A 15,986-nucleotide genomic window follows, 5' to 3' on the forward strand; every position below is an offset into this window, starting at 1 on the left:
ATGAAATTTATAATTCTTGGATGTGGAAGTTCAATGGGTGTTCCAAGAGCAGATGGTTTTTTTGGTAATTGCGATCCAAAAAATAAAAAAAATTATAGAACTAGATGTTCAGCTTTATTAAAAACTCCAGAGGTAAATGTTTTAATAGATACTTCACCAGATCTAAGACAACAATTATTACGTCATAAAATTACAAAAATTGATAAAGTCTTTTATTCACATATTCATAGTGATCAAACACATGGAATTAATGATCTTAGAATTTTTTACATCAAAAATAAAAGACAAATCAATGTTTATGCAGATTTAGATACATCTAATTATTTAAAAAAAAGTTTTTCGTATTGTTTCAATAATTATTCTAAAGAATATCCAGCAACCTTAAGGTTAAATAAGTTAAAAAATACCCACGTTGTTTCAAATGAAAAAAATAAGATAAATATCAGATCTATTAAGGTTAAACATGGCAAAGTAAAATCAAATTGTTTTATAATTAATAAAAAATTAGCCTACATAAGTGATGTTAACAAAATTTATAATAAAGATTATAAATACTTCAAAAATTTAAGATACCTCATCATTGATTGCCTAAGATATGATTTCCATCCATCACATTTTAACTTAGACTCAACATTAGATTTGATAGAGAAATTTAAACCAAAAAAGTCTATTTTAACAAATCTTCATACAGATTTAGACTATAATGTTCTCAAAAAAAGATTACCTAAAAATGTGATTCCTGCTTATGACGGTCTCTCAATAAATTTTTAAAGTTTTCTCTATTTTTTGTATTATCTTTTGTGACGTGGGTTTAGTTAAAGAAGAAAATGTATCTTCGATTTTTCCCTCTTTATTAATCAAAATCTTATAAAAATTCCATTTTGGTATTGCAGACTTACCATAATTATCCTTAGCCCATTTAAAAATTTCATGTGCGTTTTCACCTTTTACATCCGTAATAGTTGTAAGTGGGAAAGTAATATCGAAGTTTACCTCACAAAATTCTTTGGCTTCTTTATTTGACTTTTTTTCTTGATTAAATGAGTCTGAAGGAATTCCAAGAACAATCAATCCTTTTGACTCATATTTTTCCCATAATTTTTGTAAACCCTCGTACTGTTTTGTAAAACCACAATAACTAGCTGTATTAACTACTAAAACTGCTTTATCCTTGTATTTGCTAAAATCTATGATTTCTCCTGAAATACTATTAATTTGTAAATCGTAAAAAACCTTATCGTAATTAGCCGATGCTAAATTTTTAAAAAAAAACATAATAAATATCAAAACTATAAATACTAATTTTTTCATTTATAAATTACTTATTGGGCGTAAGTAATATCAAAAAGTAGCCAAATAAAGTGGATAATAATGACCCGGTTAATACACCTATTTTGACGCCATCCATATATTGCATGTTTTCAACAAAAGCTAAATTTCCTACAAAAAGACTCATTGTGAAACCAATACCAGTTAACACACCTACGCCATAAAAATTATACCAGCTCGTGTTACTAGGCATTTGCGCTATTTTTGTTTTTATAGCAACATATGAAAAGACAAATACACCTAATTGCTTACCTAAAAATAATCCTAAAACGATTCCTAATGGAACTTTATCTAGTAAGGATCCAAGAGATAAACCCTCTAAGGAAACGCCCGCATTTGCAAAAGCAAATATAGGCATGATACCAAAAGCAACATAAGGGCTTATTGCATGTTCAATTTTGATTAATAAAGAAAAATCTTTTTCTTTTTTACGATGAGGAATGGTCATTGCAAGTAGTACACCTGCAATTGTTGCATGTATTCCAGAATTATGAGTAAAGTCCCAAAGTAAAATACCAACAATTAAATAGGGTAAAAATTTTTTAATATTAAATTTATTAATAACCAATAATATTAAAAAGGCCAACAACATTAGACTTAAATACTTAATACTTAGATCTCCTGAATAAAAAAGTGCTATAATTACGATAGCACCCAAATCATCTATAATAGCCAGTGCTGTAAGAAAAACTTTTAAGGATAAAGGTACTCTTTTTCCCAATAAAGATAATACACCTAGTGAGAAGGCTATATCTGTAGCTGAGGGTATTGCCCATCCATTCATTGTTTCGCTATCTCCAAAGTTGATAAATACATAAAATAATGCAGGAACTAACATTCCACCCACTGCTGCAATTATTGGAAGTAGCGCTTGTTTTATATTAGAAAGTTCACCTTGTAAAAATTCTCTTTTTATTTCTAGAGTGACAAAAAAAAAGAATATTGCCATTAAAGCATCGTTTATCCAATGAAGAACTGATAATTTTAATCCAAAATCATTTATGCCAATGAATAAATATTGATCTAAAGTTGAAAAATATAATTCTGATAAACCTGAATTACTTATTATTAATGCTATAATTGCTGCAAATAATAATACTAAACCACTTGCGGCTTCAAGTTTAAAAAACCAAATAAAGGGCTTTGATAAATAATTAATCATTTAATTTAGATCTTTAGCAAAAAGTATTAAATCTCTCAAGGTTTCAAATAAATTATATAAGACAAGTTCCAAATTTGGGAAAATACTACTTAACGGACTCTTAAATGTATCTAATGCAATTATAATTGCAACAAAAGTTATTATAGAAACAATTATATAACTTAAAAATTTTCCAAAGGTAAAATTATATTTTGGTTTATATTTGACTAATTCTGATCCTGGTTTTATAGGTGCTTTGGATACTGATTTATCAATATTTTCATCTTTATATAAAATCTTTTTTTGTTTAGCAGGCTTATCAATTAATGGCTCTGTTTGTTCGCTAACATTTTTATTAAAGAACCATGTTTGATTACATGATCCGCATTTCAACAATCTGCCTTTATCTGGAATTAAGTTTTCATCTACTTCGAATTTTTTTTCACCGCATGGACAAATTATTATCATTAGCTCTATATAACAGATTCTGATTAAAAATCCCTTGTTTTACACATCTTTATACATTGAAAAAATAAATAACTACTGTATTAGTACTTCATCCGGAGTGTAGCGCAGCCTGGTAGCGCATCTGGTTTGGGACCAGAGGGTCGCAGGTTCGAATCCTGCCACTCCGACCACCAATTATGAAAAAAGCAAAAATTTACAAACCTAATAAAACAGCTATGCAGTCTGGTTTAGGCAAAATTGACAAGTGGATTTTAGAATTTAAAACTAAAGATCCTACAAAAAATCCATTGATGGGATGGGAAAGTTCATCTGATACTTATACTGAATTAAAGTTAGAATTTACCACTAAAGAATTAGCGATTACTTATGCCAAAAAAAACAAAATTGATTTTGAAGTGATAGAAGCAAAACAAAGAAAAGTAGTAAAAAAATCCTATGCAGATAATTTTCTAAAATAAATTTATGTTTAAATTTTTTACAGATAAAAGATGGCATTTATGGAGTATTGGTGGAACAATACTAATTCTTGCTGCCACTTGGTATCAGGTACAATTGGATGTCAGAATTAATGAATGGTTTGGTGAGTTTTATGATACTCTACAAAAAGCATTAGCAGAACCAGGTGCAGTAACCGAGAAAGAATTTATTGCTTATCTTTTTACATTTGCGAAAATTGCAGCTGTTTATATCTTAGTAGTTATATTTAGCGATTATTTTACCAGTCATTGGACCTTTAGGTGGCGAACAGCTATGGCTGATTTCTATCATGATAAATGGATTTTTGCTTCATCAATAGAAGGTGCATCTCAAAGAGTTCAAGAAGATACACTTAAGTTTGCTAGAATAATGGAAGGTTTGGGTGCAGAACTTTTAAGAAGTGTAATGACATTAATCGCATTCACTCCGATTTTGTGGGGATTATCTAAAAGTATTACTGTACTACCATGGATAGGTGAGGTTAATCATGCTTTAGTTTGGGTAGCTATCATCTCTGCCCTAGGTGGCACTTTTATACTCGCTGCTGTAGGGATCAAATTACCTGGGATTGAATATGATATTCAAAAAGAGGAGGCTGCGTATAGAAAAGAGTTAGTTCTTGGTGAAGACTTTAAAGAAAATGCTCAACCAATTAAAATTGATAGTTTATATGGAGGTGTAAGAAAAATTCATTACAAAATGTATTTTCATTATCTTTATTTTAATGCTGTTAAATGGAGTTACTTACAAGGAATGGTAATTGTTCCTTATCTTGCGTTAGCACCAACAATTGTAACAGGTGCTATTACTCTTGGTTTTGTTCAGCAAATTATAAGAGCTTTTGGAAGAGTAGAGACTTCACTCCAATATTTAGTAAGAAGTTGGCCTATAATAGTTGAACTTATTTCAGTTTGGAAAAGACTGAATGAATTTGAAAATAAATTAAAGTTAAATACAGAAAATATATCTAAAGAAAAAATTTAGTGGCTTTAAATAAAGAATTAATTAACGATATAATAACAGTAACTTCAAAAGCAGCTATTTCTTGTTACGATTTTATTGGGAAAAATCAAAAAAAAAATGCTGATAAAGCTGCAACTGACTCAATGAGAAATGAAATTAATAAACTTTCCATTAATGGAGAAGTTGTTATAGGTGAAGGCGAATTAGACAATGCTCCCATGTTATACATAGGTGAAAAATTAGGCTCTGGAGGAAATATAAATCTAGATATAGCAGTTGATCCAGTTGAGGGAACAAATTTTGTTGCAAAAAATCTTCCTGGGGCTTTATCGGTGATATCTGTTGCGGAAAAAGGAAATCTTTTCAATGCACCAGAAACCTACATGGATAAAATTGCAGTCTCAAACAAAATACCTTTTGAAGCAACTGATTTAGACTTTTCTGTTGAAAAAAATATAAAGAATATAGCCGACTCTTTAAACAAAGATTTGACAAATATTACTGCTTGTTTGTTAGATCGACCTAGGCATAAGAAAATCATTGATGAACTTATAAGAATGAAAGTAAAAATGAGATTAATCTCAGACGGCGATGTATCCGGGGCATTAATGGTTACTGACGACAAATATGATGTAGATATTTTTTTGGGAATAGGAGGAGGACCTGAAGGAGTTTTGGCCGCTTCAGCTATTGATGCCTATCAATGTAAATTTCAGGGTAGATTTATTTTTGATAATGACAAGGAGATTGAAAGAGCTAAAAAAATGGGTATTAAAGATTTAAATAAAAAATATGATTTAAATGAAATTATTAAAGGCGACTCAATATTCTGTGCGACAGGCATCACATCAGGTGATTTGGTGAAGGGTATAAATCTCAAAGATAATAAATATATCACTCAAACTCTAGTTACACACAAAAGCTCAAATACCTGTAAAATTGTTACAAGAGAAGACACTATAAAAACTTGATAAATATAATATTTTACAATAAAAGATCCAAATTTGGTCCCTTCGTCTATCGGTTAGGACACGTGGTTTTCATCCTCGAAAGAGGGGTTCGATTCCCCTAGGGACCGCCAAAATGCCATATTTTGTTTATTTAATTATCACTAAAGATAAAGATAAAAAAAGGATTTCATACGTTGGTTATACGGGAAATATAAAAAAAAGACTAAATTTACACAACTCTGGTAAAGGGGCCAAGTTTACAAGAGGAAAAAAATGGAAGTTAGTTTATTATGAAAAATACGACTCAAAATCTGATGCAATGAAAAACGAGTATAGATTAAAAAAAAATTATAAATTGAGAAAAAAATTAATAAAAGATAAATGAGAATTTCCATTTTGCTTCCTTTAAAAGAAAATTTTTCACCATCATATGCAGGTGCTGTTTCGCTGTTTATAAATGATACCTTAAAGTCAAGCAAATTTAGGAGAGATATTACTGTATTTGGTCATACAAATTATAAAAAGAAATTTGATCAGAAATATTTTAATATTGATATTAAAAAAAATTTTTTTTCAAGCCAAAATAAAGATTATGTAAAAAAATTTATTGAATTAGAAAAAAAAAATAATTCACAGATCATAGAATTACATAATAGACCAATTTATTTAAAATATTTGGTAAGTGATTTAAAAAAAAGAGATTATATTTTATATTTTCACAACGATCCACTTACAATGTCTGGATCAAAAAGTATCAAAGAAAGATCATTTTTATTGAATAATTGTTATAGGATAGTTTTTAATAGCAATTGGTCTAAAAAGAGATTTTTACAAAAAATGAAGTCTGATGCAATTAATAGTGAAAAATTAATTGTAATTAATCAGTCAGCTTCAAAAAATAAAATAAATTTTAATAATAAAAAAAAGTTAATAACATTTGTTGGTAAGCTAAATAGATCCAAAGGATATGATCTTTTTGGTAAAGCAGTTTTAAGAATATTAAAAAAATATAAAGATTGGTCTGCTTATGTTGTTGGAGACGAACCAAGAGATAAACTAAATTTTAAACATAAAAGATTAAAAAATTTTGGCTTTAAAGAACATGATGAGGTTATAAAAATCTACAAGAAAACAAGTATTGCAGTTGTTTGCTCAAGATGGGATGAACCTTTTGGTAGAACAAGTTTAGAAGCTGCAGCTAATGGTTGTGCTGTCATAATAAGTAATAGAGGTGGTTTACCAGAAACAATTACCAATGGTCGAATACTTAAAAATCTTTCTATAAAAGAAATTTATAGAAATATTGAAGACTTAATTAAAAATTCTAATATCAGAAAAAAATATCAGAAACTATCCTACAAAAACTTTTATTTATCTCATGAATATGTTTCTGAACAAATTGATAAAGTTAGAAATAATTTAAGCAAAATTAACAAACCTTTCTTGTCTAATTTACAATCAAATTTAAGAATATTACATATTACGAATTTTAATGAGAGACATAATGGTAGACTTTTCTTTAATACTGGTAGAAGAATAAATAATGGATTTATTAGACTTGGACACAGTGTTTTAGAGTTTAGTGATAGAGATATTGTAAGTAGAGGTAAATCTTTAAAAGATTTTTATGGTTCTGAAACTCTTAACGATAAATTAATTAAAACTTGTTATCATTTTAAACCAGATTTAATTGTTTTAGGACATGCAGATATGATATCAAAAGATATTCTGTACAATCTTAAAAAAGATTATTCTAACCTAAAAATAGCTCAATGGTTTCTTGATCCGTTAAACAAAAATGGTCCCGATTTTCAGAAAAACAAAAAAAGAATTTTAGACAAGTCAGATGTAATAGATTCAAATTTTTTAACTACTTCTCCTGATGCATTGGGCTTTTTATCAAAAAAAAAGTTGAATTATTTTATACCAAATCCATCAGATCATTCGATGGAAACACTCGATAATTTTAAGAAAGAATGCTCAAATGATGTTTTTTTTGCTTTAAGTCATGGAGTACACAGGGGTCAATTAAAAAGTCGATCTACTGATGATAGAGAAAAGTTCATAAAATCTCTAATTAATAAATGTAAAAATATCAGATTTGATATTTTTGGTATGGATAATATTCAACCGATTTGGGCTGATCAATATTTCAAGAATATATCTAATTCAAAAATGGGTCTCAACCTAAGTAGGGGAACACCAATAAAATATTATAGTAGTGATAGAATTACTCAAATTATAGGTAATGGTTTAGTCACATTAATTGATGAAAAAACTTGTTATGGTGATTTTTTTGACAATACAGAGATGGTTTTTTATAAAAATATCACGGATTTATCTGAAAAAATTGAAAAAATTTCAGAGGATGAAAAGCTACGTAAGAAAATTGGACAAAAAGGCAAAAGTAAATACATGAAATACTTTAATTCAACACTTGTAGCAGATTTTATTATTAATAAGACCTTTGAGATAAATGGCGCAAAAAAGTATTTATGGCATAAACCATAAAATGATTTCTATCGTAATTCCAACCTTTAACAATTTAGATTATTTAAAACTTTGTTTAAAAAGTTTAAAAAAGAATTCCTCATTTAAACATGAAATAATAATACATATTAATGATGGTTCAGATGGCACTTTAGATTTTGTTAAAGCAAACAATTATAAACATACATTCTCAGATAATAATATTGGACTTTGTTCATCAATTAATAAGGCTGCCAAATTAGTCTCAAATCAGTATATTCTTTATAGTCATGATGATATGTATTTTTGTCCTAATTGGGATAAAGTTTTATTAGATGAAGTTAAAAGTTTAAATCAGGATGATTTCTATCTATCTGGCACAATGATTGAGCCGAATTCTGGTCACATAATGAGTGATTTTGGCACTGATCTGGATACTTTTAAAGAAGATGAATTATTGTCAAAATATAAAAATATTAATTTTTACGATCATCAAGGCACTCATTTTGCTCCACATTTAGTTTCAAAAAAAATATGGGATAAGGTGGGTGGTTTTAGTGAAGAATTTAACCCTGGTATAGGTTCTGATCCAGATTTTAATATGAAATTATGGAAAGAAGGTGTGAGAATATTCAAGGGTCTAAATGATTTTAAAGTTTATCATTTTGGTTCTTTAACAACTAGAAAGAAAAAGAATTTTGTTCAAAATAGAGGGGACAAGACGTTTTTAAAAAAATGGGGTATCACAACGAAGTTTTTTAAAAAACATTATCTCAAATCAAAAACTAAATATAATGGACCTTTACAGGAACCTAATGTAACCATTGGATATATCGTTGGTCTTATATTTTGTAAAATTCAAGCTATTCTTACATTTTGATTTTATTTAATGCATTGTTCTTAAAAATATTTGCCTCTTTAATGTATCTTCTAACCATTTGTGTTGTTTTGTGACCAGTCATTGCCATAATACTACGTTCATCAGCACCAGACTCTGCAGCAACGGTTGCAAAACCAGATCTTAAACTATGACCTGCAAAATTTTTATTTTCAATGCCTGCTAATTTCAAGTATTCTTTTATTAATAGAACTACGGATTGATCTGTTAATCTATTTTCAGTTAAAATTGATCCTTTAGAAAATCTTCTAAAAATAGGTCCAGATTTTATTTTAGAAATTTGTAACCAATTTTTAAGATTTGCCACTGGACAATAATTTTCATTAGTGAAGTAGGGTAGACCTTTCAACATTCCTTCACCGAATTGGTCAGTTTTTGATCTTCTGATGGAAATTTTGAGACCCTCAGTTACAAACTCCAAGTCCTCATAGTCAATTGAAATGAGCTCAGTTCGTCTAAAACCACCTCCAAAGCCTACTAGGATTATTGTCTTATCTCTTAATTTTTTAATTTCTTCAATTTTTTGTTTATTTATTACATCAATTATTAATTTTAAATGATTGATTAATAAAGGTTTTTTACCTTTCTGAATACTTCCTTTTACTCTTCTTATTCCCATTAAGTTTTCAACAATGATTGGATGTTTTGTATCTAAATAATGCCCTTTTAGTTTATGAACCGTGCTAATTGAAACTAATCTTCTTCTTAAAGTGCTGATTTTTGAATTTTTAGAAAGGTGGGTAAGGTATAAAGAAACGATTTTAGGCTCAGATGGTAAAGAATTTAAACCATGTTTAGCACAAAAAGCTCCAAAGTCCTTAAAGTCTGATTTATATGCTCTTAAAGTGTTATTTGCTTTAGAACTTTTGAGGTTATTTAAAGTTGCCTCATGAAGCAATTTTAGGTCAGTTGTTAGTTCATTCATATTATTACTATTGATAACAATTAATTATCATTAGTAATATATCAAGTGATTTTTAATGTCAATAGCTTAAATTAATAATTTATGGGTTCAATTGATGGTGAAATTCCTGCTGTGTGGTTTTTAATAAGCTCAATTGGTTTCGGTATATTAACTTTTATCCAATATCGAAACACTGGTAAGAGTTTAAATACAATATTTTTATCTATAATGACTATAATATTCTTTGTAAGTTACATAATTTTAATGATACCAAGATAAAAATCAATGAAAGGAACAAAGTTTCAATTAAAAGTCTGGAAGTATCTCAAAAAAATACCAAAAGGAAAGGTAAAAACCTATAAAGAGGTGGCTATTGGTATAAAAAGTCCTAAATCAGCTCGTGCTGTGGCTAATGCTTGTGCTAAAAACCCATATGCCCCCAAAATACCCTGTCATAGAGTGATAAGGTCGGATGGAGCTCTTGGAGGCTACTCAGGAAGGGGTGGAATTAAGCAAAAGCTTAGACTTCTTAGATCTGAAAAAGTAGTGATTTAGCTCTATTTTAAAGCTTTTTTTATGTAAAAAAACTAGTAAAATCAATGTTTTTTGATGTTTTTACTTGATTTTCCATAAAATAGTATAATTCACCCTTCAGTTGTACTATATATTAACCTACGCTTAAAATAGACCCATATATGACCGTTTAAAAGGTATATTCAGTTAGTGCATCGCTCTACAATTCAACTATATCAACGCTTTTAAACCACCCTATTTATTCATGATTTTATATTTTCTGATGTCTAAAAAGCCTTGATTTTAAATGATAATTTAATATTTCTAAATTCTGTTACAGATTTTACTTAATTAAGCTAAAAAAGATTTTCTTTTAATCAAATAAAATCAGTTTTAATTCAGTTTTTACTGAAATTAATATCAATTAAATATATAATGATTACAGCAGTTTACGCATTATACTTAATGTAATACTTTAAGTATTAGTAAATAAATAATACCTATTATTTAATCTTTTTAACTAAATTTTCTCTTCTAGAAATATAGATTCCACTTAATACAATAATGAACAAACCTAGAAAAGTCCAATAATCTGGAAAATCACTAAAGAAGTAATAACCTATAATGATGTTTGTAATGATCTCGAAATAGCTAAATGGAGCTAACTTAGAGGCATCAGCATATTTAAGAGATAATATTAAAAATAAATGGCCTATACAGGCAAATATACCAATTGCAGCCATCATAGACCACTGATTTAAAGTAGGCACAACCCAAACAAATGGCATTATTGTGGAAACTATTATGGCCCCTACTACACCAGTTAATAACAAAGTTAATAAAGGGTTGTCTGAAGTACTTAATTTACGGGTAATAATCAAATAAAATCCATACATTATACCAGTACCAAGAGCAGCTATACTCGCTAAGTTAATTTCTACAAACCCAGGTCTTATAACCACTAATGAGCCTATAAATCCAATAATTACAGCAGACCATCTTCTAAAACCAACCTTTTCTCCTAAAAAAACTGGAGAGAAAGCAGTAACAATTAAAGGTGCAACAAAAGCTAAAGTTAATGCTTTTGCTAAAGAAATTACTGAGATTGCATAAAAAAAACAGATATTAGCTGTTAAAAGAATTAGACCTCTTATAAATTGTAATTTTGGTTTATCCGTCCAAACAAGATTTTTTCTAAAAAAGAAAAACATAATTGGAAGAGTAAATGCAACTGTAAAAAAATACCTTGCCCATGTAATTTGTAAAACAGGAAGATCTGCACTCAAATATTTTGCAAATCCATCCATAATTGGAAGCATTACCCACGCTAAAAGATTGAAAGTTATAGCTTTCATGAACTTAAAAGTTATAGATTAATTGAAGTATTTTAAAGCAAAGAATACAACAATTGGGATAGTTATAAAAGACATTAAAGTTGAAACAACTATAGTACTTGCAACACTATCAACTATCTTTTTTGGTGAATATATTGATGCAACAAGATAATTAAGAACGGCGCTAGGCATTGAACATTGTATTAATAAAACTCCAGCAGCAAATCCCTTTAAATCAAAATATAAGATTAATAGATATCCTATAATAGGTCCTGCAATTACACGTCCTATTGAAGAAAATATAGCTTTATTTAACGAAAAAACCTTTAGTCTTGTTAATGCAATTCCTAACGACATTAAGATTAAAAAAATAGTTGCATACATCAAAAGAAAGGTCGTATTTTCAACAAAGCCAGGTAGTTCTAAATCATAATAAAGTAAAAAGACTGCAACAATGATTGCATAAAATGGTGGACTTTTAATTATAACTTGTAGACTAAATTTTCTATCGGCCAGAAATACACCTAATGTGAAGTGACATAAGATTATTAAAGCAGAAATGGCTGCAGAAACTCCAAGACCTTGTGAACCATAAGCAAATAAACATATTGGCAATCCCATATTACCAGTATTAGGCATTGTTAGTGGTGGAAGTTCTCTTATAATATCTTTAGTATTTAAAAGATATAGTATGATTGTTCCAATAATCATAAATCCTAAAATAGCTATTGCGTAATACCAAAAATAATTGATGAAAATATTAAATGAGATATTTACCGGGTTTAAAGCGTAAATAATCATTGCAGGTGTACCTACATTTGCTGCAAAATTAGTGATAAACGTAGTATCTATTTTAGGATTTTTTTTACCTAAGTAGTAACCAATGCCAACAACGAAAAAAACAGGAAACAAAACTTCAAAAAGTTTTATATAAATTTCCATTAACTATACAGTCTGATTAATGTTGGAAATTTTAAAATATTTCTATTCTTTCTAAATATCGATAAACAATTTCTTGCATTTTTTTCTGATGTTTTATGTGTAATTATGACAATAGTAGCTGAATTTCTTTTTTTATCAGGTGTTTGTATAATTCTTTTTACAGACATTTTATATTTAGCCAGTCGATTAGTTATAGAAGATAAAACACCTTGTTTATCTTTAACTTCAAATCTTAAATATAGAGAATTTGAGTAGTCATCATTATTAAAAGCCTTTACAACTTTTCTTTTATTTGAGGAAATTCCAAAGGGATATTTTATATTTCCTCTAAGAATAGACAATAAATCAGATAATAAAGAGGATGAAGTAGGCCCTGGTCCTGCGCCCTCCCCTTGAAGTATGCTCTCACCAACGGGCTTTCCCTCCGTAATAACAGCGTTCATAACACCATTTACATTACCTATGTACGTGTCTTTACTAACTAAACACGGATGAACAGTTTCAAATAAACGATTATTTATCATTTCACATATACCAAGTAACTTAATTCTAAGATTTAATTGTTTTGCAATTTTGATATCTTTTAAATCAATATTTTCTATACCTTCCATTATACATTTGTAATGTGAAATTTTATTATTGAATGCAAGAGCTGATAAAATTCTAACTTTTGCAAAAGCATCAAAACCATTCAGATCTAATTTAGGATTACCTGGTTCAGCATAACCAAGTTCTTGAGCTTTTTTTAAAACTTTATCAAAAGTCTCATTTGAATTTTCCATCTCTGTTAAAATATAATTAGTTGTTCCATTTAAAATTCCATAGACTTTCTTTATTTTATTTGTAGCTAAACCCTCCTTAATCGTTCTAAGTATTGGAATTCCTCCAGCAACAGAAGCTTCAAATTCTAAATTAACATTATTCTTCTCAGCTAATTTAGCTAATTCATTACCGTGTTTTGAAATTAAAGCTTTATTTGGTGTAATAACATTAATCTTATTCTTTAACGCCAACACAACAATTTTTTTTGAAATTCCGTCAGATTGACCAATAGACTCAAATAAAATATCTATTTTTTTTTCTTTAAAAATTTTGAGAGGATTAGTATAGAAGATTTTCTTATTAATATTGTACTTTCTTTTTTTATTTTTATTTTTTGCAGAAATTGCTACGATATTTATCTTTTTTCCTGTTTTTATTTCTATTTCTTTTTTTTTTAGTCTTAATTCATTGTAAAGATAAATGCCTACTTGACCCAAACCAACAATTGCAATGTTAACTATTTTATTCATCTATATTTGGATAATCACTGTTATCTACGTAAACTTTTAAATTTGATTTAAATTCTTCAAAAGTTAGATCTTTTGAAAAATTTATCTTTTTTTCAGTTTGAATAGGAGCACAAGAAATAACTAGAAAGAAAATAAATAATAATAATTTTTTCACAATAATCCCTCACTAATTTTATAACCAAATTTCAAATTCATATTTTGAACAGCTTGACCTGCTCCTCCTTTAATAAGATTATCAATGGCTGATAAAATTATTATCTTATCTTTAAATTTAGTTTTGCAGACTGAAATAAAGCAATAATTGGTATTCATAACGTCATTTGTGCTCAAAAAAGAGTTAACACTCTTTACTTTTACAAATTTATTCTTTTTATGAAATTTTTTCAAAATATTTTGTACTTTATTTAGAGTAATGCCTGGTTTTAAATCCAAATAGATAGTACTCAAAATTCCTCTAAACATTGGAATAATATGGGGTGTAAATGTAAAATTAATTTTTGAAGAGGTATAATTTTTTAATTCTTGTTGAATTTCAGAATTATGTCTATGAAACCCTACACCATACGCACTAAGAGATTCGTATAAATTCTTGTTTTTAAATTTTTTATGTACACCTCTTCCCGCTCCAGAATATCCAGATTTAGAGTCTATAATGATATTCTTTAAGTTGATCGATCTTTTTTTAACTAATGGAACAAGTGGTAAAAGTATTGATGTAGGATAACAACCTGGACACCCAATAATGCTAAATTTTTTAACTAATTTTCCTGTTATTTCAGGTAAAGCATAAATGCTATTTTTTATGTTACTTAACGCTTTATGTTTTTGTTTATACCATTTTAAATATTCAGAACCTTTTTTTAATCTAAAATCTGCAGCTAAATCAATTAAAGTATTTTTTTTTAATAAATCTTTTGAAATTATCTGAGCTTCTCCATTCGGAAGAGCGGTAAATATAATATCAACATAACTTAAGTATTTTTTATTGTATTTTGTAATTCTTGGTAACTTTTTTGACCTAAATGAATTATCATAAGATGAAATATTTTTTCCAACAGAGGAATTTCCGCATAGATACTTTATATTAATATTCTTATGTTTAATTAATAATTTAATTAATTGAATACCGATATAACCAGTAGATCCAGCAATTAGTACATTAAGCTTAGGCATTGTATATTATAACAGTTAAAAGTTAAAAAAGAATTATCTTTTAGAAAATTGAAAGCTTCTTCTAGCTTTTTTACGTCCAGGTTTTTTTCTTTCAACTGATCTGGAGTCTCGGGTGGTCAATTTTTCGGTTTTAAGTGTAGATTTCAGTTTTTCATCAAATAAAACTAAAGCTTTAGAAATCCCGTGAACCATTGCTCCTGCTTGTCCTGTTGGTCCTCCACCTTTTACACTGCACTTTACATCATATTCTGTTGCTTGATTTATAAGTTCAAAAGGTCTAACTATTTGCATTTTATGATTATCACTTGAAAAATAATCACTAAAAAGTTTACCATTTACATAAATTTTACCTGAGCCTTTTTTTAACCAAACTTTAGCTATTGAAGTTTTTCTTCTTCCAGTAGCGTACTTGCTATCTTTGAAGTCCAGCTTTATTTTAGGAGCTTTAGCTGATGTTTGAGTATTTTCCATTTTAATTTCGTGCTATGTTTTTAGAGTTTAATTTATCCAAGTGTATTACTTGAGGATTTTGAGCTGTATGAGGATGATCATTTCCAACATATATTTTCAATTTAGTAAGTTGTTTTTTTCCCAACACTCCCCCTGGAAGCATTCTTTTTACTGCAAGTTTTAGAGCCTCACCTGGTTTTTTTTTAGCAAGATTTTCAGGTGTAGTTTCTTTTATTCCACCAGGATGACCTGTATGTCTGAAGTATTTTTTATTTTGAAATTTATTTCCAGTGAATTTGATTTGTTCGATATTTTTAACAACTACAAAATCTCCATCGTCCATATGTGGTGTGAAAGTTGTTTTGTTTTTACCTCTAATAATTTTTGATATGACAGTTGCTAGTCTGCCTACTACAGCATTTTTAGCGTCTATTTCATACCAATTAGATGATAATTGATCTTTTTTAAGGAATTTTGTCATTGTGCGTGGATTAATACTATTAATAAGATCAAAGTCAAATTGATATTTTTATTGTTTTAAGCCTTTTTTTTGTTATATTAATAATGCCGATTTGTTCCTATTGCGGGCTTACAGCTAAAAAGGAAATCATCATACAAACTCGGTAGGCATTTGAACTGTATTGTGCGCCTAGCATAAAGCTAAAGCACTAAAAAAGGAGTAA

General features: G+C 28.3%; 20 protein-coding genes, 2 tRNA genes and 1 riboswitch. Of the genes, 11 read left to right on the forward strand and 11 right to left on the reverse strand.

Annotated elements, in window-relative coordinates; all coding sequences use genetic code 11:
* Complete coding sequence (locus B5L73_RS03535; RefSeq protein ID WP_232309638.1) at positions 1–771, forward strand: MBL fold metallo-hydrolase; 771 nt, start codon at positions 1–3, stop codon at positions 769–771.
* On the opposite strand, the gene B5L73_RS03540 is transcribed toward B5L73_RS03535, so the two are convergent.
* The 3 genes from B5L73_RS03540 to B5L73_RS03550 are packed head-to-tail and all read right to left on the reverse strand — an operon-like array spanning position 757 to position 2,938.
* On the reverse strand, positions 757–1,311 hold the full coding sequence (locus B5L73_RS03540) for a glutathione peroxidase (protein WP_157101075.1): 555 nt from the start codon (positions 1,309–1,311) through the stop codon (positions 757–759). The two genes, B5L73_RS03535 and B5L73_RS03540, sit on opposite strands and share 15 nt — an antisense overlap.
* A 7-nt stretch (positions 1,312–1,318) precedes the next feature.
* Entirely contained in the window at positions 1,319–2,491 is a 1,173-nt protein-coding gene (gene nhaA / locus B5L73_RS03545; RefSeq protein WP_085147888.1) for a Na+/H+ antiporter NhaA, read from the reverse strand.
* Positions 2,492–2,938, reverse strand: a complete 447-nt coding sequence (locus tag B5L73_RS03550) for a zinc-ribbon domain-containing protein (protein ID WP_085147890.1) — start codon at positions 2,936–2,938, stop codon at positions 2,492–2,494.
* Between the two features lie 93 nt (positions 2,939–3,031).
* Here B5L73_RS03550 and B5L73_RS03555 point away from each other — a divergent pair.
* From B5L73_RS03555 to B5L73_RS03590, 8 genes are all read left to right on the forward strand, one after another.
* Positions 3,032–3,108, forward strand: a tRNA-Pro gene (locus B5L73_RS03555).
* 6 nt (positions 3,109–3,114) lie between these two features.
* A complete protein-coding gene (locus B5L73_RS03560) occupies positions 3,115–3,396 on the forward strand; it encodes an ETC complex I subunit (RefSeq protein ID WP_085147892.1) in 282 nt (93 codons plus the stop codon).
* Positions 3,397–3,400: 4 nt separating this feature from the next.
* Positions 3,401–4,399 (forward strand): putative transporter, encoded by a 999-nt coding sequence (locus B5L73_RS03565; protein ID WP_085147894.1) that lies wholly within the window; start codon positions 3,401–3,403, stop codon positions 4,397–4,399.
* Positions 4,399–5,349 carry a class II fructose-bisphosphatase gene (gene glpX, locus B5L73_RS03570; protein ID WP_085147896.1) on the forward strand — a complete coding sequence of 317 codons (951 nt, stop codon included), beginning with the start codon at positions 4,399–4,401 and terminating at the stop codon, positions 5,347–5,349. Before B5L73_RS03565 ends, glpX begins: the two co-directional genes overlap by 1 nt.
* Before the next feature lie 35 nt (positions 5,350–5,384).
* A tRNA-Glu gene (locus B5L73_RS03575) sits at positions 5,385–5,459 on the forward strand.
* 2 nt (positions 5,460–5,461) lie between these two features.
* Entirely contained in the window at positions 5,462–5,713 is a 252-nt protein-coding gene (locus tag B5L73_RS03580; protein WP_085147898.1) for a GIY-YIG nuclease family protein, read from the forward strand.
* On the forward strand, positions 5,710–7,839 hold the full coding sequence (locus tag B5L73_RS03585) for a glycosyltransferase (RefSeq protein WP_085147900.1): 2,130 nt from the start codon (positions 5,710–5,712) through the stop codon (positions 7,837–7,839). Before B5L73_RS03580 ends, B5L73_RS03585 begins: the two co-directional genes overlap by 4 nt.
* Positions 7,805–8,677, forward strand: coding sequence for a glycosyltransferase family 2 protein (locus B5L73_RS03590; protein WP_157101076.1), 873 nt, complete (start codon positions 7,805–7,807; stop codon positions 8,675–8,677). Before B5L73_RS03585 ends, B5L73_RS03590 begins: the two co-directional genes overlap by 35 nt.
* Here the strand turns inward: B5L73_RS03590 and B5L73_RS03595 are convergent.
* Positions 8,667–9,620 (reverse strand): site-specific integrase, encoded by a 954-nt coding sequence (locus tag B5L73_RS03595; RefSeq protein WP_085147902.1) that lies wholly within the window; start codon positions 9,618–9,620, stop codon positions 8,667–8,669. The genes B5L73_RS03590 and B5L73_RS03595 overlap by 11 nt on opposite strands.
* 81 nt (positions 9,621–9,701) lie before the next feature.
* On the opposite strand from B5L73_RS03595, the gene B5L73_RS06430 reads away from it, so the two are divergent.
* Both B5L73_RS06430 and B5L73_RS03600 read left to right on the forward strand, forming a co-directional pair.
* Positions 9,702–9,878, forward strand: a complete 177-nt coding sequence (locus B5L73_RS06430; RefSeq protein ID WP_157101077.1) for a hypothetical protein — start codon at positions 9,702–9,704, stop codon at positions 9,876–9,878.
* 6 nt (positions 9,879–9,884) lie between these two features.
* Positions 9,885–10,154 carry a methylated-DNA--[protein]-cysteine S-methyltransferase gene (locus B5L73_RS03600; RefSeq protein WP_085147904.1) on the forward strand — a complete coding sequence of 90 codons (270 nt, stop codon included), beginning with the start codon at positions 9,885–9,887 and terminating at the stop codon, positions 10,152–10,154.
* A gap of 461 nt (positions 10,155–10,615) precedes the next feature.
* Here the strand turns inward: B5L73_RS03600 and B5L73_RS03605 are convergent, their stop codons facing one another.
* The 7 genes from B5L73_RS03605 to rplM are packed head-to-tail and all read right to left on the reverse strand — an operon-like array spanning position 10,616 to position 15,784.
* The gene (locus tag B5L73_RS03605) at positions 10,616–11,467 is read right to left on the reverse strand and encodes a DMT family transporter (RefSeq protein WP_085147906.1); all 852 of its coding nucleotides are present in this window, start codon (positions 11,465–11,467) and stop codon (positions 10,616–10,618) included.
* 18 nt (positions 11,468–11,485) lie between these two features.
* Positions 11,486–12,388 carry an AEC family transporter gene (locus B5L73_RS03610; protein ID WP_085147907.1) on the reverse strand — a complete coding sequence of 301 codons (903 nt, stop codon included), beginning with the start codon at positions 12,386–12,388 and terminating at the stop codon, positions 11,486–11,488.
* The gene (locus B5L73_RS03615; RefSeq protein WP_085147909.1) at positions 12,388–13,680 is read right to left on the reverse strand and encodes a homoserine dehydrogenase; all 1,293 of its coding nucleotides are present in this window, start codon (positions 13,678–13,680) and stop codon (positions 12,388–12,390) included. Before B5L73_RS03615 ends, B5L73_RS03610 begins: the two co-directional genes overlap by 1 nt.
* A complete protein-coding gene (locus B5L73_RS06435; RefSeq protein WP_157101078.1) occupies positions 13,673–13,834 on the reverse strand; it encodes a hypothetical protein in 162 nt (53 codons plus the stop codon). Before B5L73_RS06435 ends, B5L73_RS03615 begins: the two co-directional genes overlap by 8 nt.
* Complete coding sequence (gene argC / locus B5L73_RS03620) at positions 13,831–14,853, reverse strand: N-acetyl-gamma-glutamyl-phosphate reductase (RefSeq protein WP_085147911.1); 1,023 nt, start codon at positions 14,851–14,853, stop codon at positions 13,831–13,833. The genes B5L73_RS06435 and argC overlap by 4 nt, the downstream gene beginning before the upstream one ends.
* A gap of 33 nt (positions 14,854–14,886) precedes the next feature.
* A complete protein-coding gene (rpsI, locus tag B5L73_RS03625) occupies positions 14,887–15,324 on the reverse strand; it encodes a 30S ribosomal protein S9 (RefSeq protein WP_085147914.1) in 438 nt (145 codons plus the stop codon).
* Between the two features lies 1 nt (position 15,325).
* Positions 15,326–15,784 carry a 50S ribosomal protein L13 gene (rplM, locus tag B5L73_RS03630; protein ID WP_085147916.1) on the reverse strand — a complete coding sequence of 153 codons (459 nt, stop codon included), beginning with the start codon at positions 15,782–15,784 and terminating at the stop codon, positions 15,326–15,328.
* Positions 15,785–15,919: 135 nt separating this feature from the next.
* Positions 15,920–15,986: riboswitch (SAM riboswitch) on the forward strand.

Origin of the sequence: Candidatus Pelagibacter sp. RS39 (assembly GCF_002101315.1) — a bacterium.
Lineage (GTDB): Bacteria > Pseudomonadota > Alphaproteobacteria > Pelagibacterales > Pelagibacteraceae > Pelagibacter.